Annotated in this window: 25 protein-coding genes and 2 pseudogenes; 19 read left to right on the forward strand and 8 right to left on the reverse strand. The window is 61.9% G+C overall.

Annotation, left to right across the window (positions count from 1 at the left end; genetic code table 11):
• On the forward strand, positions 1–318 hold a 318-nt coding region (locus E8F11_RS13495; RefSeq protein ID WP_280289323.1), incomplete at its 5' end, for an integrase core domain-containing protein.
• 73 nt (positions 319–391) lie between these two features.
• Here the strand turns inward: E8F11_RS13495 and E8F11_RS13500 are convergent.
• Positions 392–1,285: a LysR family transcriptional regulator gene (locus E8F11_RS13500; RefSeq protein ID WP_044874439.1), complete on the reverse strand. Its 894-nt coding sequence runs from the start codon at positions 1,283–1,285 to the stop codon at positions 392–394.
• A gap of 138 nt (positions 1,286–1,423) precedes the next feature.
• Here E8F11_RS13500 and E8F11_RS13505 point away from each other — a divergent pair, with 138 nt between their 5' ends.
• The 5 genes and pseudogenes from E8F11_RS13505 to E8F11_RS13525 all read left to right on the forward strand — a co-directional run.
• Positions 1,424–2,521: a 4-oxalomesaconate tautomerase gene (locus E8F11_RS13505; RefSeq protein ID WP_280289411.1), complete on the forward strand. Its 1,098-nt coding sequence runs from the start codon at positions 1,424–1,426 to the stop codon at positions 2,519–2,521.
• Positions 2,522–2,754: 233 nt separating this feature from the next.
• A complete protein-coding gene (locus E8F11_RS13510; protein WP_280289324.1) occupies positions 2,755–4,059 on the forward strand; it encodes a citrate:proton symporter in 1,305 nt (434 codons plus the stop codon).
• A 107-nt stretch (positions 4,060–4,166) separates the two neighbouring features.
• On the forward strand, positions 4,167–5,438 hold the full coding sequence (locus E8F11_RS13515) for an OprD family porin (protein WP_280289325.1): 1,272 nt from the start codon (positions 4,167–4,169) through the stop codon (positions 5,436–5,438).
• Positions 5,439–5,653: 215 nt separating this feature from the next.
• The gene (locus tag E8F11_RS13520; RefSeq protein WP_280289326.1) at positions 5,654–6,337 is read left to right on the forward strand and encodes a TerC family protein; all 684 of its coding nucleotides are present in this window, start codon (positions 5,654–5,656) and stop codon (positions 6,335–6,337) included.
• Between the two features lie 111 nt (positions 6,338–6,448).
• Positions 6,449–6,595: pseudogene (locus tag E8F11_RS13525) on the forward strand (damage-inducible protein CinA); the annotation flags it as partial.
• 8 nt (positions 6,596–6,603) lie between these two features.
• Here E8F11_RS13525 and E8F11_RS13530 read toward each other — a convergent pair.
• Positions 6,604–7,674 (reverse strand): AbrB family transcriptional regulator, encoded by a 1,071-nt coding sequence (locus tag E8F11_RS13530; RefSeq protein ID WP_280289412.1) that lies wholly within the window; start codon positions 7,672–7,674, stop codon positions 6,604–6,606.
• A 115-nt stretch (positions 7,675–7,789) separates the two neighbouring features.
• Between E8F11_RS13530 and E8F11_RS13535 the strand changes: the two genes are divergently transcribed.
• Positions 7,790–8,698 (forward strand): LysR family transcriptional regulator, encoded by a 909-nt coding sequence (locus E8F11_RS13535; RefSeq protein WP_280289327.1) that lies wholly within the window; start codon positions 7,790–7,792, stop codon positions 8,696–8,698.
• Between the two features lie 425 nt (positions 8,699–9,123).
• On the opposite strand, the gene E8F11_RS13540 is transcribed toward E8F11_RS13535, so the two are convergent.
• Positions 9,124–10,062 (reverse strand): LysR family transcriptional regulator, encoded by a 939-nt coding sequence (locus tag E8F11_RS13540; RefSeq protein WP_280289328.1) that lies wholly within the window; start codon positions 10,060–10,062, stop codon positions 9,124–9,126.
• A gap of 110 nt (positions 10,063–10,172) precedes the next feature.
• On the opposite strand from E8F11_RS13540, the gene E8F11_RS13545 reads away from it, so the two are divergent.
• The 7 genes from E8F11_RS13545 to E8F11_RS13575 all read left to right on the forward strand — a co-directional run bounded on the left by E8F11_RS13545 (position 10,173) and on the right by E8F11_RS13575 (position 14,144).
• Positions 10,173–10,925 carry an SDR family oxidoreductase gene (locus E8F11_RS13545; RefSeq protein WP_280289329.1) on the forward strand — a complete coding sequence of 251 codons (753 nt, stop codon included), beginning with the start codon at positions 10,173–10,175 and terminating at the stop codon, positions 10,923–10,925.
• A gap of 14 nt (positions 10,926–10,939) precedes the next feature.
• On the forward strand, positions 10,940–11,536 hold the full coding sequence (locus E8F11_RS13550) for an NAD(P)-binding domain-containing protein (protein WP_280289330.1): 597 nt from the start codon (positions 10,940–10,942) through the stop codon (positions 11,534–11,536).
• A 106-nt stretch (positions 11,537–11,642) separates the two neighbouring features.
• Entirely contained in the window at positions 11,643–12,182 is a 540-nt protein-coding gene (locus tag E8F11_RS13555; protein WP_280289415.1) for a hypothetical protein, read from the forward strand.
• A 153-nt stretch (positions 12,183–12,335) separates the two neighbouring features.
• On the forward strand, positions 12,336–13,214 hold the full coding sequence (locus E8F11_RS13560) for a hypothetical protein (protein ID WP_280289331.1): 879 nt from the start codon (positions 12,336–12,338) through the stop codon (positions 13,212–13,214).
• 46 nt (positions 13,215–13,260) lie between these two features.
• Entirely contained in the window at positions 13,261–13,515 is a 255-nt protein-coding gene (locus E8F11_RS13565; protein ID WP_280289332.1) for a type II toxin-antitoxin system RelE/ParE family toxin, read from the forward strand.
• On the forward strand, positions 13,499–13,825 hold the full coding sequence (locus tag E8F11_RS13570; RefSeq protein WP_280289333.1) for a helix-turn-helix transcriptional regulator: 327 nt from the start codon (positions 13,499–13,501) through the stop codon (positions 13,823–13,825). The genes E8F11_RS13565 and E8F11_RS13570 overlap by 17 nt, the downstream gene beginning before the upstream one ends.
• 1 nt (position 13,826) lies before the next feature.
• Positions 13,827–14,144, forward strand: a complete 318-nt coding sequence (locus tag E8F11_RS13575) for a transcriptional regulator (RefSeq protein WP_280289334.1) — start codon at positions 13,827–13,829, stop codon at positions 14,142–14,144.
• 235 nt (positions 14,145–14,379) lie between these two features.
• Here E8F11_RS13575 and E8F11_RS13580 read toward each other — a convergent pair.
• The 5 genes and pseudogenes from E8F11_RS13580 to E8F11_RS13600 all read right to left on the reverse strand — a co-directional run.
• Positions 14,380–14,562: pseudogene (locus tag E8F11_RS13580) on the reverse strand (site-specific integrase); the annotation flags it as partial.
• 451 nt (positions 14,563–15,013) lie between these two features.
• Entirely contained in the window at positions 15,014–17,422 is a 2,409-nt protein-coding gene (locus tag E8F11_RS13585) for an SAM-dependent methyltransferase (protein ID WP_280289335.1), read from the reverse strand.
• A gap of 2 nt (positions 17,423–17,424) precedes the next feature.
• Positions 17,425–18,168 (reverse strand): protein-L-isoaspartate(D-aspartate) O-methyltransferase, encoded by a 744-nt coding sequence (locus E8F11_RS13590; protein ID WP_280289336.1) that lies wholly within the window; start codon positions 18,166–18,168, stop codon positions 17,425–17,427.
• 219 nt (positions 18,169–18,387) lie between these two features.
• Positions 18,388–19,191 (reverse strand): inositol monophosphatase family protein, encoded by an 804-nt coding sequence (locus tag E8F11_RS13595; RefSeq protein WP_280289337.1) that lies wholly within the window; start codon positions 19,189–19,191, stop codon positions 18,388–18,390.
• Positions 19,188–19,910 carry a GntR family transcriptional regulator gene (locus tag E8F11_RS13600; protein WP_280289338.1) on the reverse strand — a complete coding sequence of 241 codons (723 nt, stop codon included), beginning with the start codon at positions 19,908–19,910 and terminating at the stop codon, positions 19,188–19,190. Before E8F11_RS13600 ends, E8F11_RS13595 begins: the two co-directional genes overlap by 4 nt.
• A 147-nt stretch (positions 19,911–20,057) precedes the next feature.
• On the opposite strand from E8F11_RS13600, the gene E8F11_RS13605 reads away from it, so the two are divergent.
• The 5 genes from E8F11_RS13605 (at position 20,058) to E8F11_RS13625 (ending at position 25,492) form a co-directional block, all read left to right on the forward strand.
• Positions 20,058–21,605 carry an ABC transporter substrate-binding protein gene (locus E8F11_RS13605; protein WP_280289339.1) on the forward strand — a complete coding sequence of 516 codons (1,548 nt, stop codon included), beginning with the start codon at positions 20,058–20,060 and terminating at the stop codon, positions 21,603–21,605.
• 63 nt (positions 21,606–21,668) lie between these two features.
• Positions 21,669–22,664 carry an ABC transporter ATP-binding protein gene (locus E8F11_RS13610; protein WP_280289340.1) on the forward strand — a complete coding sequence of 332 codons (996 nt, stop codon included), beginning with the start codon at positions 21,669–21,671 and terminating at the stop codon, positions 22,662–22,664.
• An 11-nt stretch (positions 22,665–22,675) separates the two neighbouring features.
• Positions 22,676–23,668, forward strand: coding sequence for an ABC transporter ATP-binding protein (locus E8F11_RS13615; protein WP_280289341.1), 993 nt, complete (start codon positions 22,676–22,678; stop codon positions 23,666–23,668).
• Positions 23,668–24,600, forward strand: coding sequence for an ABC transporter permease (locus tag E8F11_RS13620; protein WP_280289342.1), 933 nt, complete (start codon positions 23,668–23,670; stop codon positions 24,598–24,600). The genes E8F11_RS13615 and E8F11_RS13620 overlap by 1 nt, the downstream gene beginning before the upstream one ends.
• Before the next feature lie 67 nt (positions 24,601–24,667).
• Positions 24,668–25,492 carry an ABC transporter permease gene (locus tag E8F11_RS13625; protein ID WP_280289343.1) on the forward strand — a complete coding sequence of 275 codons (825 nt, stop codon included), beginning with the start codon at positions 24,668–24,670 and terminating at the stop codon, positions 25,490–25,492.
• Positions 25,493–25,813 lie beyond the last annotated feature (321 nt).

Raw genomic sequence — 25,813 nt, forward strand, 5'->3', positions numbered from 1 at the left:
CAGGTGCTGTTCCATTCGGATCAGGGCAGCCAGTACGCCAGTCGCCTGTTCCGGCAACGGCTCTGGCGCTACCGGATGCAGCAGAGCATGAGTCGTCGGGGGAATTGTTGGGACAATTCGCCAATGGAGCGCTTGTTCCGCAGCCTGAAGTCGGAGTGGATCCCGTCGACGGGCTACCTGACGGCGCAGGAGGCCCGGCGGGACGTCAGCCATTACCTGATGCACCGCTACAACTGGATCAGGCCGCATCAGTACAACGACGGGCTACCGCCTGCGGTGGCCGAAGAAAAACTCAACCCACTGTCCGGGATGGGTTGACCACTACAGTTTTGCCGGCAGTGGCCGTATGGACAATTACCTTCCACAAATACAAGGTAGGGGCGTTAAAGGCCTATTCACGCCATCGCTTGAGCAGCATCTCAATGAAGAGTTCTGCTGTGCTCGATAGGGGCTCGCCGTCTCGACGCACCAGCCCGATGGTGCGTTCGATATGAGGGGGAGGTAACTCCCTGGAACAGAGGTTTTCATGTTCGGCATCAGGCATGGCCATCCGCGGCAAAATCGCTACACCAAGGCCGCATTCGACCAGGCCCAGCGAGGTGGATAGATGCTGCACTTCGTAAAAGCCGTTGAGGCGGATTCCATGGCCTGAAAGGGCACTGTCCAGCAACATGCGGTTGCCGCTGTCTCGACTCACAGTGATCAGGCGTACGTTCTGGAGATCTTGCCAGTTCACTTCAGACAGCGCTGCCAAAGGATGGTCGCTCCGCATTGCGAGTACGAATGGGTCACGAAGCAGCGGTGTGAAGCTAACGTCAGGATGTTGGGCGCTGATCATGTTGATGCCGAAGTCAGCGTCTCCGCTCACCACGCGCTCCAGACCTTCGTTGGCGCTGACATCGAGTATTCGGATGCGTATGCCCGGGTAGGCCTCGTTGAACACCCGTATCACGCTGGGCAGGAAGTAGAACGCCGCGGTCGGGATGCACGCGATCGTCACGGTACCTTTTTGGTGTGTCTTGAGCTCACGTATGCCCTGTATCGAGGACTCGTAGTCTTCCAGCATCCGTCGAGCCCGGGGCAGGTATTCCTTGCCTATTTCGGTTAGCCAGGTGCGCCGGGTGGTGCGCTCCAGCAGCTTGGCTCCAAGGGTTTCTTCCAGTTTCTGAAGGCGGCGAGACAGCGCCGGCTGGGATAGATGGAGTGCCTGGGCGGCTTCCTGAAAGGACTGTGATTCAGCCACTCGCACAAAAGCTGCGAGGTCGAGGAATTCTATTCTATGCATGAAAGGACCTCTATGGTTCTGCTCTGTGCATTAATGCGCATATCCTATCAGTTGCTGTTGATATTTGCATTTGAAGCATCAAAAGAGCGCTGACAAGCTGTAGCCATCGTTGGAACGGTCACGGATTAAACCAAGATGATGAACAGCATCCCTTGCATGATTATGCGTGGCGGCACCTCACGCGGCCCCTTCATCCACATGACCGATCTGCCTGATTCGCAGGAAGCGCGTGCCCAGGTCTTACTCGATTTGATGGGCTCCGGTCATCCGCTCCAGGTGGACGGTATTGGTGGCGGTAACTCCCTTACCAGCAAAGTGGCCATCGTTGGACGCTCCAGTCGCCCGGACGCAGATGTGGACTACCTGTTCGCCCAAGTGGACGTGACCGAGCGCCGGGTAGATTTCACGCCCAACTGCGGCAACATGCTCTCGGCCGTTGGCCCATTCGCGATCGAGACTGGCCTTGTGGCTCCCACCTACGGCGAGACGCGAGTGCGAGTGTTCAACGTCAACACTCAGCGCATCATTGAGTGTTTCGTACCTACTCCGCGTGGTCGCGTGGAATACGAAGGCGATACCAGTATCAGTGGCGTTCCAGGTTCTGCAGCGGGTATTCGTCTCAGCTTCCTGGACGTCGCTGGTGCCAAGACCGGGGCCCTGCTTCCTACAGGTCATGCTATCGAGCAGATTGAGGGTGTCGACGTCACCTGCCTGGATGCCGCAACCCCGACGGTGATGATTCGTGCAAGCGACCTGGGTGTGGATGGTCACGCCGATCCGGCTGCACTGGATGCCAACAGCGCAATGCTTGAGCGTCTGGAGCGCATTCGCTGTGAAGCGGGCCGCCGCATGGGCATGGGAGATGTCAGCCAGTCGGTGCTGCCAAAACCCATTCTGCTGTCGCCGGCAGTTGGCGAAGACGGAACGCTGTGCGCGCGCTACTTCGTACCACAGCGCTGCCACAAGGCGCTTGCCGTAACTGGCGCGATCGCTCTTGGCGCCGCAGTGAATGTTTCCGGTAGCGTGGCCCATCGCCTCGCCCTGGAAACCAGTCGCGTAGAAGCTGGCAAACCCCTCGCGTCCATACGTATCGAGCACCCCTCAGGTCATCTGGACCTGCGAGTCGAGTTGCGTGAAGGCAACCCGATGGATATCGCCCGAGTCTCGCTGATCCGTACTGCGCGCAAGATCATGGATGGTCGTCTCTATTACCGCATGCCGGATGCAATCCACTGATTCCAAATGCTGTCCCGCGTCTCGATGCGCCCAGACAACAATCACAAGACGGGTAAAAAAAATGAAGTCTTCCATCACTCGCTGCTTACATCACAACTGCGCTGCAACCGGTCATCCACGTTCGTCGTGAGGATGCCTGGGGCGCTTGCACGCCCTGGCGATTAGCTGCTTCATGTGCGGCGACTCGTACGCCCAAATGGAGCTGGAAACCATAATTACAAGAGTCCAACGCCATGCTTTCTCTGCTCGGTTTGTCCATGGTCGTCGTGTTCACCTACCTGATCATGACCAAACGCCTGTCTCCGGTCGTGGCCCTGACCGTGGTCCCCATCGTCTTCGCATTGGTTGGCGGCTTCGCGCCCGAGCTCGGCAAGATGATGCTCGACGGCCTGAAGACGGTGGCGCCCTCGGCAGCGCTATTGCTCTTCGCCATCCTGTTTTTCGGCATCATGATCGACTCCGGGCTGTTCGACCCGCTGATCCGCCGCATCTTGCAGACGGTCAACGGCAACCCGGTGAAGATCGCCATGGGCACGGCTGTGCTGTCGCTGCTGGTGGCGCTGGATGGTGACGGTACCACCACCTACATGATCACCGTGGCCGCCATGCTGCCGCTGTACAAGCGTATCGGTATGAACCCGCTGATCCTCGCGTGCGTATCCATGCTGTCGCTGAGCATCATGAGCGGCATGAGCCCCTGGGGCGGTCCGGCCACTCGCGCCATTGCCGTGCTCGGGCTGGACGCCAGCGAGTATTTCATTCCCATGCTGCCGACCATGGCGGGCGGCGCCCTCTGGGTGGTGTTCACCGCCTACATCCTCGGGCGCAAAGAACTGAAGCGGATTGGCAACACCCACCTGAAGACCGGTGGCGACGATTGCTACATCAAGCTGATTCTTGCCGATAACCCGAACAAGCGGCCGAAGCTCATCTGGCTCAATCTGCTGCTGGTGATCGCGGTGATGGTGGCGTTGGTGATGGGGCTGATGAATGCGGCGGTGCTGTTCATGCTCGGCTTCGTGGTGGCGCTGATGATCAACTACCCGCAGCTGGACCTGCAGAAGGAGCGCATCCTCGCTCACTCGGGTAACGCCATGACCGTGGTGCTGCTGGTGTTCGCCGCCGGGGTATTCGCCGGCATATTCTCCGGCACCAAGATGGTGGACTCCCTGGCCAACTCCCTGGTGGAGATGATCCCATCCTCCTGGGGCAGCTTCTTCCCGCTGGTGGTGGCCATCACCAGCATGCCGCTTACCTTCGTGCTCTCCAACGACGCGTACTACTTCGGCATGGTGCCCATCCTCGCCCAGGCCGCTGCGGCCTATGGCATCGATCCGGTGGAAATCGCACGCGCTTCCATCCTCGGCCAGCCGGTGCACCTGATGAGTCCGCTGGTGGCCTCGACACTCCTGCTGGTGGGTATGGTCGATAGTGACATCGGCGACTTCCAGCGCTTCACCTACAAGTGGGCGATCCTCACCTCGCTCGTCATTACCGTGCTGGCCCTGCTGACGGGTGCCATCACGCTGCTCGCCTGAGTTTCCTCGCCCGGCGAAGTCGGGCAAGCCCCCTGAGATCTGGCCCCGTGGTGTGTTCCTGCGCGCCCGCTGGCCGAGTGCGTCCAGAACAAAAAGGTGAAGACACCATGAATACCAACGCCAAGCCCCTGCCTTCCACCCTGGCGTGCCTAGTCGCCTGCCTGGCACCTGCGGCAGGGGCCGTCGGCTTCATCGAAGACAGCAAAGCCAACCTGCAATTGCGCAACATCTACTTCAACGATGACTTCAAGGACGAGACGGGCATGACCGCCAAGTCCGCTGCCAACGCACAGTCGAAGAAGGAAGAATGGGCCCAGGGTTTCCTGCTGGATATGCAATCCGGCTTCACCCCTGGCCGCTTCGGTTTCGGTTTGGACGCCCTGGGACTGCTGGGTGTGAAGCTGGATTCCGGCACCGGCCGCGCCGGTACCGGGCTTTTACCGCTGCACGATGACGGTCGGGCCGCGGACGAATTTTCCAGCCTGGGCCTGACCGCCAAGGCGCGCTTCGCCGGTACCACGCTCAAGCACGGCACTCATCAGCCCAAGCTGCCGGTGCTGGTGCGCAACGATGCGCGCTTGTTGCCGCAAACCTTCGAAGGCACCCAGGTCACCAGCGCCGATATAGCCGACCTAAGCCTCACAGGTGGTTACTTCGACGAGTTCCGCATGCGCGACTCCAGTGACAACCATTCGATCACTGCCGACGGATACGCAGGTGATGACGGTGAGGGCTTCTGGTTCGCCGGTGCCGACTACAAGCCCAGCAAGGCCCTTACCCTGAGTTACTACTATGGCGAGCTGGAAGAGTTCTACCAGCAGCACTTCATCGGCCTGGTCCACAGCCTGCCCCTGGGGCCAGGCAGCCTCACCACCGACCTGCGCTACTTCCACAGCCAGGATGCGGGAGAGGCACGCAATGGCGAGCTGGACAACGACATGTACAGCGGCCTGCTGACCTACACCCTGAAGGGCCATGCCTTAAGCGCAGGCTACCAGCAACTGAATGGCGAAGGCGGGCTGCCATTCGTCAACGGCGCCACGGTCTACAGCTTCAGCAATGCTGGTGTCGGCAAGTTCATCGAGGAGGACGAGCGCACCTGGATGCTCGGTTATGCCTACGACTTTGCGGCCATCGGAGTGCCTGGACTGACAGCTGGCGTTCGCTATTTCAAAGGCCGGGATGGCACGACCGAACTGCGCGGCAACGAGGTGAACGCTCACGAGTGGGAGCGGGACATTGACCTTGCCTACGTGGTGCAGCAGGGGGCTCTCAAAGGGCTTGGTGTGAAGCTGCGCAACATCGCCTATCGCTCCAGCTACAGCAGGGGCCGCGACAACAATCGCCTGTATTTCACCTACGACATCGCGCTCTGGTAGGTCCCGAATGCGGGCTTACCAGCCCGAAGTGGCGCTTAGAAGAGCGGGCGCCGCGCCCGCGTGCCCACAAGGCGCGCGGGCCCTTAATCCTCAAACCACGCTTTTCCGACCACCCGTCTCGACCACCCGTCTCGACTACCCGTCGCGCCGGCGGAGGTTCCGGAGCCGGGGGCTTTGCCCCCGGATTTTTTTATCGATAGCGGAGATATGGATTTATGGAGTGGCTGAGTGACCCTGTTTTCTGGATGGCACTTATGCAGATTATCGCCATCGACATCCTGTTGGGCGGCGATAACGCAGTGGTCATTGCACTAGCGTGTCGGCATCTTCCGGAGGAACAACGACGCCGAGCCATCGTCGGTGGAGTAGCTGGGGCAATCCTACTGCGCATCGCATTGTTGTTCTTTGCCATGCAGCTACTGGCCTTGCCGTATCTGAAACTGGTAGGTGCGGCGCTGTTGCTATGGATCGGCGTGAAATTGCTGCTGCCCGAAGACGAACAGGGCCACGAAGTCAGGGCAGGCGCGAGCTTCTTCGCCGCAATCAAAACGATCATCATCGCCGACGCTGTCATGAGTCTGGACAACGTGCTCGCGGTGGCCGGGGCTGCCGGCGGCAACCTGGTCCTCGTCAGCCTGGGCGTGCTGATCAGCATTCCGATCATCGTTTGGGGTAGCCAGCTGGTGCTCAGACTGATGGATCGTTACCCGCAGGTTGTACTGCTGGGGGGCGGCTTGCTGGGCTGGATTGCCGGGGGCATGGCTGTAACCGACATCGCGGTGGCGAGCTGGATTCCGAACGAGGCCTGGTCCAAGCACCTGACTGCAGCCGGTGGCGCTGCCCTGGTGATGGGCACAGGTCTATTGCTGCGCACGCGTGCATCAGCAGTGGTTGATTAGTTAAACGGCTGATTTCCAGGATCTCGGTGCTCGCCAGGTATGGAGTCGGATCCAGGCTGCGGTAGCGTTAGCAATCCGGCTACCCTCCAGCCCTCTACTCATCGCCGAGGTCCTGTAGCTTCGACACTGTTGCTGGTGGGGATGCTGGATCGCGATATCAGCGACTTCCTGACGTTCACCTGGAAAAGGGCAATGCTGACTTCCCTGGCGATGACTCTTCTGGCCCTGCCTACTGGCTCCATCAATCCAGATAATTGACGGTGCGTTCATCGAGACAGGCGGATGATCTGTCGCGCCAAGTATGGGCCGACCAGAATGACGCCGAACAGGCGCATGGTCTGCATGGCCAGTACCAGACCGACATCCGCCTGGGTATCCAGAGCAATGATTGCCATGGAATCCAGCCCTCCCGGGCTGGTGGCGAGATAAACGGAGAGGAAGTCCTTGCCCAGCAGTTTCGCAATGAAAAGTGCGGACAGGGCGCAAAGAGCAATCAGGGCAAGTGCGCTGAGGAGCATGGACGGCAGCCGACGGACGACGAAGTCGAAGGTCTCGCGATCGAATCGTAATCCCACGTAGCAACCAAGGGCTCCGTAGGCCAGGCACAACAGCCACTGTGGCAGGTCGATGATGAATACACCGCCCAATTGCATCGCCGCCCCAGCCAGTAGTGGCACGAGCAGAGCGCCTGCCGGGAAGCGAGCACCGATCAACACACTGCCGATCAGAACAAGGATGGTGAGGATGCCATTGGCAGGCACAGTGAAGCCGAGGGGGGCTGTGCCAGCCGGGATTTGGGGGGAAGCAACTTCGCTACCGAGGGCGTGGCTGACAACTGCACCTATTAGCACTACGCAGACCACTCGCACGTACTGCATCGTGGCGACCACTCGGGAGTCTGCTCCGTGATCCTCGGCCAGAGCCACCATGGCGGACGCCGCCCCGGGAGACAGGCCCCAGGCCGCGGCGCTACCCGGTAGGTCACCGTAGCGCACGAGAAAAAGCGCGACGAGCAAGCTCATAACCACCGTTATCGCCGTGGCCAGCAGCATGACGGGCCAATCATGAGCAATGCTGGCAAGCGTTTCGGCACTCAGAGAATGAGCCACCAGCAAGCCGATGCACCCCTGACCAAATTTGAAAGCGAGCGCTGGTACGCGGATACGCGCGCCCCACACGCCAAGTCCAATGGCTACCAGCATGGGACCGAGGAAGTCAGCAGCTGGCATTCCGATCAGTCGCAGCACTTGGCCAGCGATTACCGCAAGAACGAGCAGAAGCAGCCACTGTCGCATGAGGGCAATGGAGTCGAGAGAGGGACGGGTAGGCAAGGCGATTCTCCGTGCGCGCTGTGGGGCAGGGTGTGTCCAACGCGCATCGGCAGTATTCTGGTGCTGATTCATCAAGTCTATTTTCTAATTGTGATAAACCGATAATTCAGAGTTATCAATTATGGATCTGCGGGACCTCGCCTATTTCGAGACCATTGCTGAGCTTGGCCACCTAGGCCGCGCTGCGGAGCGCCTGTGTCGTAGCCAACCTGCTTTAACCAAGAGCATTCAACGCCTGGAGGAATCCCTTGGAGCCAGCTTGTTCCAGCGTGATGGCCGACGCATCAAGCTGACCCCAGCGGGGCATTTGCTCCTGGAGCGAAGCCGTCAGCTACGGCACAGCGTTGATGAGACGCGCCGTGAGGTACGCGACTTCGCCAATGGTTTGGTAGGAAATATTCGACTGGGCTGTGCAGTCTCTATGGCCGAATACCTGCTGCCACAGCTCACAGCGACGCTGCTGAGCCTCGCTCCCAATGTGACATTGACACTTACGGTTGGGATGGACGATGTGCTTCGCGAGGGGCTGTTGCAGGGAAATCTGGACCTGGTCATTAGTCCCTTCGTCGACAAGGTAGAGGGGCTGGAAACCCATGCTCTGCTGGAGGACCAAGCCGTGGTTGTGGCACGCCGCGATCATCCGCTTTTCAGCAGGCCTATCAGCCAGCGCGAGCTGTGCCGTTACCGCTGGGTGCTGCCACCTCTCTCAGCCAGTGCGCGCAAGTGGATTGACAACGCCTTCATCAGCCGACAACTGCCGACACCCATGGTGCAGGTGGAAAGCACGTCGATTTCCTTGATGCCACGTTTGATTGCCCGTACTGACTTACTCAGTTTCATTGCCCGTGAACACCTGTTAGGTGGGAAGGCGGAGGCCAGTCTGCGGGAAGTTCCACTGGCGGAAACCACCATGACGCGGGTAATCGGAGTGAGCTATCGCTCCGAGGGTTACAAGTCGCCGGCGACGGCAACTCTACTGGATATTCTGCTGACTCATCAGGCCAACCTGTTTCTGCAGCTTGATTCGTGAGGTCCGGCCAACCGTCTCCGGCATGGCAACCCGACGCGATGGGGCATCAAGCAGGCGCGCTGGCTATTGCTGCGCAATCTGGAATATCTGCGCCAACCCGTTTGTGAGATAAGGCACACGCTCAAGTTGTCCCTTCAAGTAGAGAACCCCTCATCCCGGACTTTGCAGACATCTTCGAACAACTGGAAAGGGCGGAAGCGGGCTTCGGCGAGCGACTGCTATTGGCCGATTCTGTTGAAAACGGCAGAGCCGCCTCGGCTCGCTAGCAAGAAGCCGAAAAACGCCCGACTGAAGCGTTGCTACGTGAAATCCAAGGCAGTTCTCTGCCCCGCAAATCGCTCAAATTTCAGCGTAAGCAATGCACTTTTGTGGGCAGAAATCTCGAAGGGAGTTTTTCAACAGAATCGGCCGGAATCGGACGTTCGCTAAATCAAGCCTCTACCCCTGGCGTCGAAGCGTCGCGGCCACTGCTGCTCGCGGGCATGCTCGACCAGGTGATTGACGAAGGCGCGGGTCTTGGCCGGCAGCAGCTTCTGGCTGGCGAAGTACAGCGAGATGGAGCCGGCATCCACATGCCAGTCCGGCAACAGTCGCACCAGGGCACCACTCTCGAGATGCCCCAGCACATCCGGCACGGCCAGCAGCGCCACGCCCAGACCGAGCAGTGCGCTGATACAGAGCGCCTGGGGATCATTGACCAGCATGCGCGGGCGCAGCTCCAGCGGCACACGCTCGCCCTTCGGTCCCTGCAACATCCAGTTGCGCACCTTGCCGCTCTGGGGTGAGCGCATTGCTAACTGATCGAGCTCGGCCAACTGCTCCAGCCGCCTCGGCACGGGTCGTCCAGCCAGATAACCAGGCGCCGCCACCAGCACCAGATGCGCCGGCGCCAGTTCCCGCGCCACCACCCCAGGCGACAGCTCGATACCGCCGCCGATGGCGGCATCGAAGCCATCGGCAATCAGCTCCACCTGGCGATTGTCGAAGTGCCACTCCGGCGTTACCGCCGGGTAGCGGGCGAGAAACCCGGGCATCAGTGGCAACAGGAAATCGCGGCCGAAGGCCGGGGCCGCCGACAGGCGCAGCACGCCAGCCGGTGCGCCGGCACTGCTGGTGAGATCGGCGATGGCCGCCTGAATGCTTTCCAGCCCGCCGCCGACGTTGCCGAGAAAGCGCTCGCCGGCCTCGGTCAGGGTCAGGCGCCGGGTGCTGCGCTGGAACAGGCGCACGCCGAGATTGGCCTCCAATTGGGCGACGTTGCGGCTGATCGCCGCCGGCGTCAGACCCAGACGCCGTGCCGCGGCGGAGAAACTGCCGCACTCGGCACTGCGCACGAAGGATTCCAGATTGGCCAGGGTTTCCATAGCGACACCTTCAATCATCAGTTGAAGGTGATTCTAGCCATTACCCACTACTGCAGGGAAAGCCCAAGGCGTTTCATGAGCACACCCACCACCCACACGAGGTTTGCATCATGAACAACGCCACTCTCCCCCTCAACGGCCAGGTCGCCCTGGTCACCGGCGGCTCGCGCAGCATCGGCGCCGCCATCGCCAAGCGCCTGGCCGCCGACGGGGCCAGCGTCGCCATCACCTACCACGCCTCGCCGGACAAGGCCGACGTGCTGGTCGGCGAGATAGTCGCGGCCGGCGGCAAGGCCATCGCCATCGCCGCCGATGCCGGCGACCCGCAAGCGGTACGCAGCGCCGTGCAACAGGTCGCCAGCACCTTCGGCAGGCTGGAAATCCTGGTCAACAATGCCGGTATCAGCGTGCTTGGCGCCCCGGAGGAGATCGCTTTCGAGGACTTCCAGCGCATCGTCGCGGTGAATGTCACCGGCGTGTTCGTCGCCACCCAGGAGGCGCTCAAACATATGGGGCGCGGCGGTCGCATCATCCATATCGGCAGCTCCATGGTGCAGTACGCCGCTTTCGCCACCGCCTCGGCCTACACCCTCACCAAGGGCGCCCTGGCCGGCTTCAGTCGCGGCCTGGTGCGCGACCTCGGCCCGCGTGGCATCACGGTCAACACCGTGCATCCCGGCCCGACCAACAGCGACATGAACCCGGCGGACGGCCCGGTGGCTGACTTCGTCCGCCCCAACATCGCTGTCGGCCGCTATGGCGAGGGTCGCGACATCGCCGCCGCCGTGGCCTGGCTGGCCAGCCCCGAGGCGGCCTTCGTCAGTGGTGCCGAGTTGCTGGTCGATGGCGGCTTCACCGCCTGAGGGAGGAATGGGACATGCAGATAGGCATCATCGGCGCCGGAGCCATAGGCAGCGCCATCGCCCGCGCCCTGAGCAACGCGGGCATCGAAGTCGTCATCGCCAACAGTCGCGGGAGCGAGAGCCTGCAAGCGCTGGCCAATGAACTGGGGCCGAAGGTCAGGCCGGTCAGCCGCGAGGAGGCCGCCCGGGCGGATCTCGTCTTTCTCGCGGTGAACTGGTCGAAGATCCCCGCCGCGCTGGACGGGCTCGGCCCCTGGAACGGGCGCATCGTGGTGGATGCCAACAACCCTATCGAGGCGCCGACCTTTCGGCCCTTCGACCTGGGCGCCCAGAGCTCCAGCGAAGTGGTGGCGCAGCTGCTGCCCGGGGCCCGCCTGGTCAAGGCCTTCAACCATCTGGCGCCGGCACTGCTGGTTGGCGACCCGCAAGCCGAGGGAGGACGCCGAGTGCTGTTCTATGCAGGGGAGGATGCCGAGGCCAAGACCGAGGTGGCGGCGCTGATCGAGCGCCTGGGCTTTGCTGGCATCGACCTGGGCGGTCTTGCCGAGGGACGCCTTGCGCAGTTCCCCGGTGGACCGCTGCCGGCTCTCAATCTGGTGAGGTATAGCTAGGGCCTAAGTGGCGGACACCGATTCAAGGTGTCCGCTTTCGGCTGTGGATTCAACCGGTGGATGCAACGCACTAGATTCGTTCAGGTAGCCAGGAGGAGTGTTACAGATGCAGCAAAGACTCCGCATCCATTACACCGAGAGCCAGAAGGCATTGATGTGGGATCGCTGGAAGCAAGGCGACTCGCTCCAGCAGATTGCGCTTACTACGGGGAAGGCGATTGGCGCAGCGTTTAGCCGTTGCCTTGATGGCGCTGTCGGTACCGTGGATGCGGGCGGCAAGGAAAAGGGCAAGGGTGGCGTCCTGAAGGTTCACATTTGTGCTCTTTCGATTGCAGCTTGGAGTAGGGCCTTGCGCTGTATTGGTGAATACGCGTCGCACGCTTCGCTTACCAGGGCGCTGCAGTGTTGCATGGAGACAGGTATGGAAGTCGGCTTTGGGGCAAAGCTGGGGCAAAAACGGCACCGTCGAGAACCGCTTCAGACCGGCCAGCAAAGCTGGGAGGCTGATCTAAAGCGGGTTGGCGCGGCATGGGGTACTGGCTTCCAGGGTTCGAATCCCTCCCTCACCGCCACTTTCCGATTCAAGCAAACCCCTGATATTCCTAGTGAAGTCAGGGGTTTTTGCTTTCTGGGGTTCGGGGTTTAGGGCAAATTTAGGGCAAAAACAGCACTTTCCAAACCGCTAGGTGCCGCTCTCGTCCGCCCGGAAATCCATCATCTGCGAAACGATTCCGGCCATGCTTCGGGTGTCCGAAGGGATCCACCGGCCATAGTGTTTCTTCACCATGGTGGTATCGGTGTGTCCCAACTGGCGCGCCACCCATTCGACCGGGACGTAGCTCGACAGCGCCTGGCTGGCGAAGCCAGCCAGTGCGCCGTGCACTTGGCCGTCGACTTCCAGGGCTGGAAACCAACCGCCGACCTCGTGTCCAGGATGCGCTGCAAGTCCCGTAACGTCCGTCAGCTCGACGGTATCGGCACCATCGAATTCGACGAGATGGCCGCCACCTACAGCTGTGGCCAGTCCTTCCTGTTCGGCTCCGCAGGAGCCCTGCAATGCGCCCTCTACAACAAGACCAACCAGGCCCGGGCTATCGACAAGCTCGACTACTGGGAGAACCGCTGGCGCGACTCCGACAACCCCTTCGAGGACGATCCCGCCAACTACGACGCCGCCCAGGACGTCTACCGCGTCGAATTCCGCTTCCATCACTCGGTAGTCGAACAGTTCGCACAGGGCTCCCATGACGCCAGCGGCAACATCCTGGACTCGTCCACCTTCGCCGAACTCGCCAACCACCTCCAGGGCCTCTTTGACTACGGCCTTGGCAACTTCAAGCTCCTGCACAACAAGCGCTACACCGATCCGCTCTGGACCATCCTGCAGACCGAAACCCGCTTCGAAGCACCCCTGGAACGCTTCGTCTACCGCCGCTACTACAAGACGGCACGGGGCTTCTCGGGAAAGAACATAGAGCTGATGCTGGGCAACGCCATCACGCTCTTTGCCCGTAACCGCATGGACTTTCCGTCCTGCTGGGCAGCTCTCAAGACGTTGCCGATCTTCCACCTGGTGGAGGAGTACTACCGCGAGAAAGGCAGGTCTACCACCTGGCTCAAGAAGCACCTGGCCAAGAAGCTGGAGGAGAGGTATGTGCGATATGGGATGGCGGCCTAGCTATTAGGTTGTTTAACAAAGTCTAATAAAAGGCTAATATCCGGCGATGAATTCAGTTAACTGGACCAGGAAGGCCGTTAAGCAATTGCTCAAGCTGCACCATCAGCACCAGGTGCAGATCCGCGATGCGGTGGGCGAGCTCAGCAGAATGCCCGATTGCCAGAACGTCAAGGCACTGGCCAACCACCAATACGGATACCGGCTCAGGGTCGGCAACTACCGTGTCCTCTTCGACTGGGATGGAGGTATCAGGGTGGTCGACGTCCAGCAGGTAAAGAAACGCGATGAACGAACCTACTAGCGTACAGATTATCAACGGCCCGGACGGCAAGCCGGCGTTCGTTGTTATTCCCTATGAGGAATACATTGCCCAACGTCGTCTCGATGAGGACCTGATCCCCCATGATGTGGTCAGCCGCATGGTCGACGGCGCCACCGCCATTCGTGCCTGGCGCGAACACCTGGGCCTGACGCAGACTGACGTCGCCGAGCGCCTCGGTATCACCCAGTCCGCCTATGCCCAGCAGGAGGCCTCTTCCCGCCCGCGCAAGGCCACACGCGAGCGCATTGCCAAGGTCCTCGGTATTACCCAGGACCAGCTCAGCATCTGACATGGAACTGACCCGGGATGGAGCCCTGCTTGAGAGGGCCAGACGAGATCCTGCCTTGAGCAGAGCATTGCTTGCCGAAGCAGGCTCCCTGTTCCTCCAGGGCGAAGCTGCTACCGCACGCCTGATACTGCGCAACCTGGTTGATGCCACACTTGGATTTGAAGGACTCGCCGTGGCGACAGGTAAGCCGAGGAAGAGCCTGAATCGGATGCTGTCCGCCCGTGGCAATCCGAGCATGGACAACCTTTCGAGCATCTTTGCAGCGATCACGCAGAGCCTGGATGTAACCCTTCAGGCAAGGTCCTTTCGGGCTCAGTGAAGCTGTCGAAAAAGTGTCGAAAACGTTGTGGGACAAAGGGCAGAAGAGTGCAGTCGGTTGAGATAAAGCCCTTAAATATCAACGCGTTGTGCCGTCGTGGGCGTCCCTGTGCTGATATTTGGAGGATTCGAATCCCTCCCTCGCCGCCACTTTCCGACTCAAGCAAACCCCTGATATTCCTAGTGAAGTCGGGGGTTTTTGCTTTCTGGGATTTGGGTTTAGGACCAAATCGCCCCCCCATCATCTGGGATACGATGCCGGCCATGCTCCGGGTATCAGCGGGAATCCAGCGCCCGTAGTGCTTCTTCACCATGGTGGTGTCGGTGTGCCCCAGCTGGCACGCAACCCATTCGACCGGGACATAGCACGACAGCGCCTGACTGGCGAACGTGTGGCGGCATTGGTCAGGTCCGCGGTGTTCGCACAGGCCCTGCACGCCAAGCCGGCCACCCTGAAGAACTGGGAACAGGATCGCTCCACCCCCAATGACCAGGCCACCGTCTTGATCCGCCTCCTGGGCAAGCACCCTGAGTTGATCCAGGAACTCGGCTGATCCAGCCGACGAGGGCATGTGTACTGATCGAGGATATCCTCGCGTACATGCAAGGAAACACTGTGCCGCTCATCCGGGATTGAACAATCGGCAGGAGATCAGCAAGCGTCATTCCCTTCCGTACGCCCAGAATTTGGCTTTTCGCAGCTGCACTACCCTTGGACACTCTGCCGCCAGAAACACCCGGGCCGCCTAGTCTGAACTCCCGCTGCAACATCGAGGTGGACAGCGACACGATGAATTGCGACAAGCCACGTTCCAACAGGCCAATTCGTCTCAGCCAGGTCTGTCGACGTTTCGCTGCGGACCGCCGCTCTCAGGGAAACGCGACCGCCGCCGCGAGGTACACCAGCAGCGCCAGCAGCAGCACCACGGTGAATCCCAGGTGGATCGCCAGCAGCGTCGCCAGCACGGCCGCCACCACCGATACGCAGGCGTTGACGCCCCAGGCGATCGGCACCAGCGCTTCGGCGCGCGCGGAGACGCGCCCGAGCCCGAGCGGAAACGGCATGCCCATGGCGAACGCCAGCGGCGCGACCAGCGCGGCGCAGACGGCGAACCTGACCACGGTCGATACCGGCGCCAGCAGCTGGAACAGCGGGGGAAGGGCGATCAGGTAGAGCAGGGCGAACATGCAGATCGCCAGCACCGGCCGCGCCAGCGGATGGCGGAATCCTCCACCCGTGCCCGCCCGCTGCCGGCCGGAATACCGGCTGCCGAGGCCGGCGAAGATCAGGAACGCGCTCAGCGTCACCGCCACCGAATACAGCGGGTGGCTGAGGAACAGGGTGAACTTCTGGATGAAGGCGATTTCCACGAACATGAAGGCGCAGCCGATGGCGGCGAAGTAGCACACTACCCGCACTTCGAACCTGCCCGGAACCGCGCTTCGAGAGCGCCGCCGCGCCAGCCATAGCGGCAGCAGTATCAGCAGCACGGCGGCCACGCCGGCCTGCAGCAGCGTGGCGATCAGCACCGGGTAGCCCCACTCCAGCATCGACAGGCCGCCCTGCGCCTTCAGCGCCAGCAGTTCCGGCAGCGAGCGCCACTTGAAGAAGTGGAAGAAATACGGCCGGTCGTCCGTGACGGGGCGCACGTCGAATTTGTAGCGCGCCAGGAACTGCGCGCGCTCGCCGGACAGCAGGGCCTGCGCCGCGTCGAAGAAGTACGGCTGGTCGAGCAGGTTGTAGCGGTTCGCCTGCGCTTCGGTCATCCCCGGGAAGTAGGCCGGGTCGAAGGAGCGCTGGCGGCAGAACGCCTGCAGCGCGGCGATGCGGGCGGCGCCGATGTCGCCGTTGCTGACCAGCAGGGTCGCGGTCTTCCAGCCACGGATCATGGCAATGCGGCGTGCCGCGCTGGCCTGCCCATCGCGCTCGATGGCCTCGGCCGCGGTAGCCAGCAGCCGGGGAATGTCGCGCGGCGGCAGGGTGACCCAGCGGGTGATGGCCAGCAGGCCGCCGGGCTTGAGGTGGCGCAGGTATTCCTCGAACGCCTCCACCGTGTACAGGTAGTTCTCGGACAGCGCATGCAGGCCGCCCGAGGCGCTGCCGAAGGAGTCCAGCAGGGCGATCTGGATCAGGTCGTACGGCTCGCGGCGCGACGCCACCAGGCCACGCGCTTCGCCGATCAGCACGCGGACGTTGGGTGCGCTGTACGGCCTGCCGGAGAAATCGGCAAAGCGGCGCTGGACCAGGTCGATCACCTGCGGGTTCAGTTCGATGGCGTCCACCGCGCTGGCGCCGTGGTAGAGCGCCTGCAGCACATCGGCGCCGGCGCCGCTGCCGAGCACCAGCACGCGGGGCTGCCGCAGCAGGTGGTAGGGCAGGGCCGAGGTCAGATAGTCCAGATAGGCGAGCGGCTCGCGGCGCCCGTCATTACGGTTCAGCACGGAAAGGCCGTCACCGTCGGTGAAGATGGCCAGTTGCGCGGGGGGCTCCTGCGTGGCGTTGAGGCTCAGTCCCGGTGCGTGGCGCAGGGGAATGGTCGGGCTGTCGACCACCGTGAGCAGGCCCAGCGGGCTCCAGGTCTGGGCGATCGCGCGGGCATCCTTGATGCGCAGCGTCTGGCTCAGCTCCTTGTACTCCGAGGGCGACAGGGCGATCCAGCGCCCAGGCACGCCGGCCGGCAGCGCCACCGCCAGCGCCAGCAGCAGCGCCGCCAGCCAGCGTTGGCGTCTTCCGCAGGCCAGCGCCCCGGCGGCGATGCCGCTGCCGCCCAGCAGGCGCAGCGCATCGACCGGCGTCAGCACGAACAGCGCGGCAACGATCGCCAGGCTGCCCATGCCGGCGCCGAGGATGTCGAAGGCGTAGATCCGGTGAATCTGTTCCTGAAAGCAGGTGAAGGTCAGGCAGATGCACAGCGCCGCGCAGAAGAATGGCACGAACAGCAGCAGGTAGATCCACAGCAGACGCGCCGGCTGCCAAGGGTCCCAGAGGATCTCAAGGGGATTGAACGGAACGTGCTGGGCCAGGCTGAAGCAGGCGATGGCGCTCAGCCCGAACAGCAGCGCGCCGCCGATGAACACGCCGTGGAAGCGCGACGCCAGCACAGGCCGCGCCAGCGCCACGGCGGTGCCGGCAGCGCCGTAGCCGAGCAGCGCGACGCTGATCATCATGTAAGCGAAATGGTGCCACTGGATGATCGACAGCAACCGCAGCAGGAGCACCTCATAGCCCAGCGCGGAGGCCGACAGCAGCGCCAGGGCGAGCAACGGCGGCGAATGCATGCTCAGCCGCCCCCGACCAGCGGCACGAAGCGGACGGGCAGCACCTGCCGGGTGGACAGACTGCCATCGCCGGCCTTCTCGATCAGCAGCAGGTACTGGGTCATGAACGGCGCGCCGACCGGGATCACCATCCGCCCGCCGGCCTTGAGCTGGGCGATCAGTGGCGGCGGCACATGGCTGGCGGCGGCGGTGACGACGATCGCGTCGAAGGGACCCTGTTCGGGCCAGCCTTGGTAGCCGTCGCCCAGCCGGGCCCGCACTTTCGAATAGCCCAGCCGGCCCAGGCGTTCCCTGGCCTGCAGTGCCAGCGGCTCGATGATCTCCAGCGTGTAGACCGCCTGCGCCAGCTCGGCGAGGATCGCCGCCTGGTAGCCCGAGCCGGTGCCGATCTCGAGCACCACGTCGCCGGGCCCGACCTGCGCCAGGTCGGTCATCAGGGCGACGATGTAGGGTTGGGAGATGGTCTGGCCGTAGCCGATCGGCAGCGGCCGGTTCTCGTAGGCGTAGGGTTGCTCATCGGGCGGGACGAACTGGTGGCGCGGCACCCTGACCATGGCGGCCATCACCGGCGCCGCGAACTCGGCCCGGCCGGTTTCGGCGCGGGTGACGGACGTCATGGCGGCGATCTCCCGCACCATGGCGTCGCGCAACGGCGCGAACTGGTCGTCGGCATGCAGGCCGGCGGATGCCAGCGCCAGGGCGATGGCAGGCGCCAGGATGCGCATCAGGAGCGTCACCGGCTTCACGATGACTCCTCCGGCTGAGGAACAGTCGAATCGTATGACTGGTGACCAGGCGCAGCAAGTGCAGGCTGGTGCTGAGCTTGCGAAGCCCAACGCCCCGAATGTTGGGCTTCACTGCGTTCAGGGTTGGCCTTTCGAGCTGGCGGCTTATCTCCATGGCCTCTACGAGTTGTCTGCCTGCTTCCTGCGAAGACGGTAGCCCCTGTCCGTAATGACCTAAGGCTACGAACGTCCTGTTTCAATCAGCGTCGCCAGTGCCTTGGCATGCAACTCGGCATTGGCCGACGCCAACACACAGACTCGCCCCTCCAGGCGCAACGGACTACCTTGCCAGTCTGTGACTATGCCGCCCGCCCCTTCAATCACCGGGATCTGCGCAGCGATGTCGTAGGGATAGACGTTGGCCTCCACCAACAAGTCGATCTGACCAAGTGCCAGTAGACCTGCCGCGTAGCAGTCGTGCGAATAGCGGGTCAGGCTGACTGCCTGCTGCAAGCGTTTGAAGTGGCCGAGTTGGCCCTGCTGGAAGCAGGCCAGGTCAGACGTATAGAGCACTGCTTCGGCCAGCTCGGTGCAACATGAGGTACGGATTGGCTGATCGTTCAACTCGCTTGTCCGAGTAGGACTCGCCAACCAGCGCTCGCCGGTTATCGGCTGATCAATCAGGCCCAACACCGGATCACCCCGGTAGCTGAGGGCTATCTGTGTGCCGAAGCAAAGCGAACCAGACAGGAACGATTTGGTCCCGTCGATCGGGTCGAGATGCCAGCACCAGTCTGCTTCTGGATTGCGGTGGGCAAACTCCTCGCCCTTGATGCCATGCTCCGGAAAGGCCTCTTCAATGTGCTGGCGCATCATTCGTTCGACTTCGCGGTCGGCGATGGTCACGGGGCTGTCATCGCCCTTCGCATCTACCGCCGGCCGGGTGCGGAAGTAGCACTTGATGATGGTCCTTGCCTCATCGGCCATCTGTTGGGCAAGGGGTAGCGCTGCCGCGGGTAACCCCGGGCGGGAAATCGAATTCATCTGACTTGCTCCGGTGAAAAGTGCAGCTCCAATGCCTCAAAGCGCCAGAACTCCCGGTCGAGCTGGATCACCTGCCCCTGCTCATCGGTCTTGATACGTCTGATGTAGAGCCCCGGCGCCCCGCTGGTGCAGCCAAGCAACTGTTGGGGCTGCCCTTCCAACCGCACAGGGCGGACTTTCAGATCTGCCAGTTTCGGCGTGATGTTGAACTCCTGCTCCCAGACCTCGGTGAAGGAGCGCCCGGCCAGCTTCGCGGGGTAGTTTGGCGCGCGTTGGCAGTTGATCAGCACGTCATGGACGAATATCCGGTGACCGTTGAAGGCACCCCAGCCGTAGACGCGCAATAGCGGTTCCCCCGGCTGGATGCCGAAATCGGCGGCCAGATCGGCGTCGGCTTCGATCCGCTCCTGCGAGAGGTCCTGCCAGCTCGCTTCACCCTGCTCGGATGCGGCACGTTGGAAGCTGACGTAACTCAGCGGGTCATAGATGAAACGAGGCTGCGCCACGAACCAGCCCTTTCGATCCAGGCGGAAAATCGCCCCCTCATTCTCCAGCGCCAGCAATGCCTGGCGCAGCGACATCCGCTTCACACCCAGGGAGTCGCATAGCTCGCGCTCTGGCGGAAGCTTCTCGCCTGCCTGCCAGCGCTGCTGAGCCAGCGCCTCCTTCAACGCCTGCCGGGCAAGGCAGGCGGAAGTCATGGTGGACTCTGTTTCCATGCTTCTGAATTCCTCATGTCTTAACGAAAGCGTCACAAAGTTGGTTTAAACCAATAAGCGCGTTCTGGTTTAAACCAATCTAACGGAACCACTGATAAATGACAGTGACCGTTTGATGACACCGACAACAGCTTGAGGAACCGGAAGATGAATCGCTTCTCACACGCGCTCTGCACACTGCTGGGCAGCACCTTGCTCAGTGCGGGCGCTGGCTCGGCAATAGCCGCCAGCCAGATGGACCTGACCGTCGCAGTCACCAAAAACCCGTCCCGCCTGGACCCGATGGCTGAGAACAGCAACGTAAATGCCCGAGTGATGAAGAACGTCCTGGAGACGCTGATCTACACGGACAGCTCGGCGGGAGGTGCGTTGCAGCCCGGGCTCGCAGAGAGCTGGAAGCGGCTTGACGACCGGACGCTGGAACTGAGCCTGCGTCAGGGGGTGCAGTGCCATAACGGCGAGGCCTTCGATGCCGAGGACGTCGCTTTCAGCTTGGGACCACAGCGTTTTCTGGGGGAGCAGGCGCCTGGCTGGGGCATCGCGCGGGAATACCTTGGAGGCCTGGAAAAAGTTGAAGTGCGTGACAGACATACGGTCAGGATCCACTTCACGCAGCCAGACCCATTGCTGGAGCTGCGCTTCGCCAACTGGATGAGCGAAATGGTCTGCAAGGACGCCTTCCAGGCTGCAGGTAGCTGGGAGAACTGGCTCAAGCAACCGATCGGAACCGGACCTTACCGCCTGGTCGAGGTCAAGCATGGCGACTACATCAAGCTGCAGGCGTTCGACCACTACTGGGGGGAGCGTGCACCAGCGAGCAGCGTCACCTTCAAGGAGGTGCCTGAGACCGCGGCCCGTATCGCCGGCCTGAAAACCGGCGAGTACCAGATTGCCACCGAATTGACTCCGGACCAGTTCGAGCTGCTCAAGTCTGATCCCTCTACCCGGATCGCTGGCGGCCCGATCCGCAATATCCGCGTCATCGTTTTCGATGAGAACCACCCGCAGCTGAAAAATCCGAAGATGCGCCAGGCGCTCAGCCTCGCCATCGATCGCCAGCTGATCGTGGACACCCTTTATGCGGGCCACACGTCTGTGCCCAATGGACTGCAGATGGAGGTTTTCGGTGATCTCTTTATCGGTGACTTCAAAGGCAATCCATACGACCCCGAGAAAGCACGACAACTGCTGAAGGAGGCTGGCTACAAGGGTGAGCCGATCTCCTATCGCTATCTTCAGGACTATTACGCCGGAGAGGTCAACACCGCGCAGATTCTGGTCGAGATGTGGCGCCAGGTAGGCCTCAACGTCACGCTGGAGCCGAAGGAGAACTGGGCCCAGATCGAGGACGACCCGAAAGGCCGAGGGATTTTCAACTGGTCCAACAGCGCCGAATACCCTGATCCCCTGGGCCAGATCTACCGACTGTATGGACCCGAGGGCTGGTTCCAGCGCAATCACACCTTCCAGAGTGACGCCTTCAATCAGTGGGGTGAACAGCTCAAGGGCACTGACAAGGCGAAGCGGATCGAGGCCATGCGCCATCTGTTGGATATCTACGAGCGCCAGGATCCACCAGGCACCTACCTGCATACCTTGCCGATGTACTACGGCGTGCGTAGCGAACTGGAATGGACACCCACCGACAATCCCTTCATGGACCTGAGCAGCCGAGTGCTGCGGATCAAGCACTGATCGAGGTCTCTCCATCTGTACAGGGCGGGTCACCCCGCCCTTCCTGTCTAGCCAGGAGTTTCAATGCAACCTCTGTTGGATATCCGCGACTTGCATGTTGCCTTTTCCGCCGGGCGATCCAGCGTCCCGGTGGTACGCGGCGTCGATCTGCAGGTGGGCCGAGGCGAGATTGTCGGGCTCGTCGGCGAGAGCGGCAGCGGCAAGAGTGTTACCTGCATGGCCGCCATGGGGCTGCTGGACGGCAACGCCCGGCTGCGCGGCGAAATGCGCTGGGATGGCCAGCCAATCCCCAGTCAGGATGACCGCGCCATGAGCCGCCTGCGTGGCAGCCAGTTGGCGATGATTTTCCAGGATCCGATGAGCGCGCTGAACCCGGTGCAGACTGTCGGCAGGCAGCTTTATGAGGCTATCCGGCTGAACGATCCCGGGCGAAGCGGCCGCCATGCCCTGAAACAACGTGCCCTCGAATTGCTTGGCTTTGTCGGTGTGCCGGCCCCCGAGCAGCGCCTGGATGCTTATCCGCACCAGCTGTCGGGTGGTCTGAACCAGCGGGTGGTCATCGCCATGATGCTGGCCGGTAATCCACGTCTGCTTATTGCCGATGAACCCACCACCGCGTTGGACGTCACCGTGCAGGCGCAGATCATCGACCTCTTGCGCCAGCTGCGCGACCAGCGTGACATGTCGATCATCCTGGTGACCCACGACCTCGGCGTGGTCGTTCAAGCCTGTGACCGGGTCGTGGTCATGTACTGCGGCCAGATCGTCGAAAGCGGTCCGGTCGACGCTGTATTCCGCTCGCCGCACCATCCCTACACGCGAGGGCTCCTGGCTTCGCTGCCGCGGATCGACAGCGACGAGGATTCGCTTATGCCGATTCCCGGCACGGTGCCGCCACCCCAGGAGCTGGGCGTGGGTTGTGCGTTCGCACCGCGTTGCCCGAGCGCATCGGCTATCTGCTTGAGCAGCATGCCAACCAGCCAGCACAGCGAAGCCGGCCGGATGTTCGCTTGCTTCTCTCCCTTCTCCGTGCAATCGACACGAGTGCAGCAACGATGACTCTCGGAACCATGGATCAGCCCTTGCTACAGGTCTCTGATCTACGTTGTGCCTTCCCAAGCAGCAAGCGCCGGGACCTGTTCGCTCCACGTCAGTGGATCCATGCAGTCAACGGCGTCAGCTTCGATATCCGTCCGGGCGAAGCGTTCGGCCTGGTTGGCGAAAGCGGCTGCGGCAAATCGACTACCGCCAAGCTCATCCTGAACATGGCCCGCGCCAGCGCCGGATCGGTGCGATATCGCGGCCATGAACTGATCGGCCGTTCGGATGCCGAGTGGGTTCCACTGCGTCAACGCCTGCAGTACGTGTTCCAGGATCCACTGGGCGCGCTGGACCCGCGCATGACCGTGCTTGATCAGGTGATCGAGCCGCTGGTCATCCATCGCCTGCATGGTCGGGAGAAGAGACGCGAGCTGGCGCAGGAGCTTCTGCGAAGCGTTGGGTTGCTGACCGGGCAGATGACCAAGTACCCGCATGAGCTGAGCGGCGGACAGCGTCAACGGGTGGTCCTGGCCAGGGCGCTGGTCCTGGAGCCCGAGCTGCTGATCTGCGACGAGCCGATCTCTGCACTGGACGTGTCCATTCAGGCCCAGATCGTCAATCTGCTGCAGCAACTGCGCCGTGAGAGGGGTCTGACGCTCCTGTTCATCAGCCATGACCTATCGGTCGTGCGGCACCTGTGCGATCGGGTAGCCGTGATGTACCTGGGCCGAATCGTCGAAGTGGGCCGGGCGAACGAACTGTTTCACGCACCCCGCCATCCCTACACGCGCGCGTTGGTTTCGGCGATTCCCACCCTGCAGCCCGGTACGCCTCAGCAGCGGGTCCGGCTCAAAGGTGAACCCCCCAGCCCGGCCAACCTCCCGACCGGCTGCCCTTTCCACCCAAGGTGCAGCATGGCCACTGACCGTTGCCGCCAGCAGCAACCCGAGCTTGAAGGCGATAGTCGGAACCGTGCGGTCGCGTGTTTCCATGTCGAGCCTCCCATAATGGAGGTGGCTTGATGAGCCCGCTCTACCTCCTGCAGAAACTCGCCCGAGCCCTGCTGACCGTGCTGCTGATCGTCAGCACGGTGTTCATCGTGCTTCGATTGTCTGGCGACCCGGCGATCTATGTGCTGGGCCTGGATGCCGACCCCCGGGCGCTGGATGCCTTCCGCCAGCAATGGGGACTGGACCAACCCTTGTGGCAGCAATATGTGCAATTCCTTGGAAACTGCCTGCAAGGGGACTTTGGCTACTCCTACTTCGAGGAGCGTGACGCAATGGCCGCGGTACTGGACCGCCTGCCGCAGACTCTGCTGCTGATGGGGATTACCGGACTGTGCACCTTGCTGATCGGCATTCCGGCCGGGATCTACGCTGCGTTGCATCGCAATAGCTGGATCGATCGCTTGACCATGCTCGCGTCGGTAGCCGGCTTCAGTCTGCCGAATTTCGTCTTCGGCATTCTTCTGATCCTGCTGTTCTCGGTCACCTGGCAGCTATTGCCGACTGGCGGCAGTGGCAGCTGGCAGCACCTGGTGATGCCGGTGTTGACCATGACCCTGGCGGAAGCCGCAGTGTTCGCGCGCTTTACCCGCTCGGCGATGCTGGAGGCGCTGAACCAGCCTTACATGCGCACAGCTCGCGCCAAGGGACTGCGCTGGAACCAGGCAGTGCTCTACCACGCATTACCCAATGTGGCGATACCGCTGATCACCGTAATCGGATTCTTTGTTGGCACCTTGGTCGCAGGCGGTGTTGTGACCGAGAGCGTATTCGCGTGGCCCGGGCTGGGCAGGTTGCTGGTCAGCTCGGTGGCCAATCGCGACCTGGCAGTGGTGCAAATCATCGTGATGCTGATCGCTTGCTCGATGGTACTGACCAACCTGCTGGTCGATCTTCTGTACGGCTGGCTTGATCCACGAGTGGCCAGCTTGAGAAATGGGGGCTGAGATGACGACGATGAGCGACTCGAAAGCGAGTAGCGGCCACGATGCTGTTAATACTGAGGACCGGTCCATGCGGCTGCCCTTGTTGATCTGGCTTTCGATCGGCTGGCTGGCGCTGTTGGTTCTGGTCGCCTTGAGTGGCGACCTGTGGTTGCCCCATGACTATCAACACATAGACCTGCGGGCACGGTTGCAGCCACCTGCCTGGCTGGCGGGCGGTAATTGGGGCCATTTCTTCGGCACTGATCACCTGGGGCGGGACGTACTGAGCCGCTTGGTCACGTCGGTGCAGGTCAGCCTCCTGGTGGCTCTGGTCGGTACCCTGATCAGCGCGCTGCTGGGCACCTTTATCGGCCTGCTGGCGACCCACTTCCGGGGTTGGGTGGACGACGTGGTAATGATCGCCATCGATTACCAGGCGTCTATCCCATTCATGATCCTGGCGCTGGCCGTTGTGGCGTTCTTCAGCAACAGCCTGGTGCTGTTCATCCTGCTGATGGGGCTCTACGGCTGGGAACGTTACGCCCGCATCGCCCGAGGCCTGGCGCTTTCGTCGGTCCAGCACGGTTTTGCAGTGGCAGTGCGCACGCTCGGTGCCTCGCCATGGCGGGTCTACGGCCGTCATATCCTGCCGAATATTGCCAACGCGCTGATCGTCAACATGACGCTGAACTTCCCGCAGACCATCATGCTGGAGACATCGCTCAGCTTCCTGGGACTTGGAATCCAGCCACCGATGAGCAGCCTCGGCAATATGGTCGGGGGCGGTCGCGACTACCTGATGACGGCCTGGTGGCTGGCGACCCTGCCGGCGCTTGTGATCTTCTTCACCACCCTGGCGTTTGCCCTGCTGGGGGATTGGGTGCGCGATAGGCTGGACCCCACCAGCCGTTGACTCCGAGCTGCCTGGAATAAGCTGGGTCACGTTTTTGGCGAAGTGGGTCACGCTTGTGTCGAGGCTGGCAAACGGTGACACCCGGTGAATGGACTCGTGGGTTTGGTCACACGCCTATCGACGAGCCCCCAACTGCGCAGCGCCACAACGCAGCAGCTGTTAGGTTGCCAAAGCATCGAGGCCGAACTGCTCGGCTTCGATGCCTGCGTCTTCTGGTGAGGGGCATTAAAACGGATGAATCCGCTCACCGAATCGCCCTGCCTTACTGGGCAAGTATGAACGGCTGCATACGGCCTGGGCCGGAAGCAGTCAGTTGCACAG

The organism is Pseudomonas sp. BN417 (assembly GCF_029871205.1).
GTDB lineage: Bacteria > Pseudomonadota > Gammaproteobacteria > Pseudomonadales > Pseudomonadaceae > Metapseudomonas.

Excerpts from the sequence above, each read along its gene's own strand:
- E8F11_RS13500 (WP_044874439.1), bottom strand. The coding sequence starts at position 1,285 with ATGCATAGAATAGAATTCCTCGACCTCGCAGCTTTTGTGCGAGTGGCT.
- E8F11_RS13505 (WP_280289411.1), top strand. The coding sequence starts at position 1,424 with ATGAACAGCATCCCTTGCATGATTATGCGTGGCGGCACCTCACGCGGC.
- E8F11_RS13510 (WP_280289324.1), top strand. The coding sequence starts at position 2,755 with ATGCTTTCTCTGCTCGGTTTGTCCATGGTCGTCGTGTTCACCTACCTG.
- E8F11_RS13515 (WP_280289325.1), top strand. The coding sequence starts at position 4,167 with ATGAATACCAACGCCAAGCCCCTGCCTTCCACCCTGGCGTGCCTAGTC.
- E8F11_RS13520 (WP_280289326.1), top strand. The coding sequence starts at position 5,654 with ATGGAGTGGCTGAGTGACCCTGTTTTCTGGATGGCACTTATGCAGATT.
- E8F11_RS13535 (WP_280289327.1), top strand. The coding sequence starts at position 7,790 with ATGGATCTGCGGGACCTCGCCTATTTCGAGACCATTGCTGAGCTTGGC.
- E8F11_RS13540 (WP_280289328.1), bottom strand. The coding sequence starts at position 10,062 with ATGGAAACCCTGGCCAATCTGGAATCCTTCGTGCGCAGTGCCGAGTGC.
- E8F11_RS13545 (WP_280289329.1), top strand. The coding sequence starts at position 10,173 with ATGAACAACGCCACTCTCCCCCTCAACGGCCAGGTCGCCCTGGTCACC.
- E8F11_RS13550 (WP_280289330.1), top strand. The coding sequence starts at position 10,940 with ATGCAGATAGGCATCATCGGCGCCGGAGCCATAGGCAGCGCCATCGCC.
- E8F11_RS13555 (WP_280289415.1), top strand. The coding sequence starts at position 11,643 with ATGCAGCAAAGACTCCGCATCCATTACACCGAGAGCCAGAAGGCATTG.
- E8F11_RS13565 (WP_280289332.1), top strand. The coding sequence starts at position 13,261 with ATGAATTCAGTTAACTGGACCAGGAAGGCCGTTAAGCAATTGCTCAAG.
- E8F11_RS13570 (WP_280289333.1), top strand. The coding sequence starts at position 13,499 with ATGAACGAACCTACTAGCGTACAGATTATCAACGGCCCGGACGGCAAG.
- E8F11_RS13575 (WP_280289334.1), top strand. The coding sequence starts at position 13,827 with ATGGAACTGACCCGGGATGGAGCCCTGCTTGAGAGGGCCAGACGAGAT.
- E8F11_RS13585 (WP_280289335.1), bottom strand. The coding sequence starts at position 17,422 with ATGCATTCGCCGCCGTTGCTCGCCCTGGCGCTGCTGTCGGCCTCCGCG.
- E8F11_RS13595 (WP_280289337.1), bottom strand. The coding sequence starts at position 19,191 with ATGAATTCGATTTCCCGCCCGGGGTTACCCGCGGCAGCGCTACCCCTT.
- E8F11_RS13600 (WP_280289338.1), bottom strand. The coding sequence starts at position 19,910 with ATGGAAACAGAGTCCACCATGACTTCCGCCTGCCTTGCCCGGCAGGCG.
- E8F11_RS13605 (WP_280289339.1), top strand. The coding sequence starts at position 20,058 with ATGAATCGCTTCTCACACGCGCTCTGCACACTGCTGGGCAGCACCTTG.
- E8F11_RS13610 (WP_280289340.1), top strand. The coding sequence starts at position 21,669 with ATGCAACCTCTGTTGGATATCCGCGACTTGCATGTTGCCTTTTCCGCC.
- E8F11_RS13615 (WP_280289341.1), top strand. The coding sequence starts at position 22,676 with ATGGATCAGCCCTTGCTACAGGTCTCTGATCTACGTTGTGCCTTCCCA.
- E8F11_RS13620 (WP_280289342.1), top strand. The coding sequence starts at position 23,668 with ATGAGCCCGCTCTACCTCCTGCAGAAACTCGCCCGAGCCCTGCTGACC.
- E8F11_RS13625 (WP_280289343.1), top strand. The coding sequence starts at position 24,668 with ATGCGGCTGCCCTTGTTGATCTGGCTTTCGATCGGCTGGCTGGCGCTG.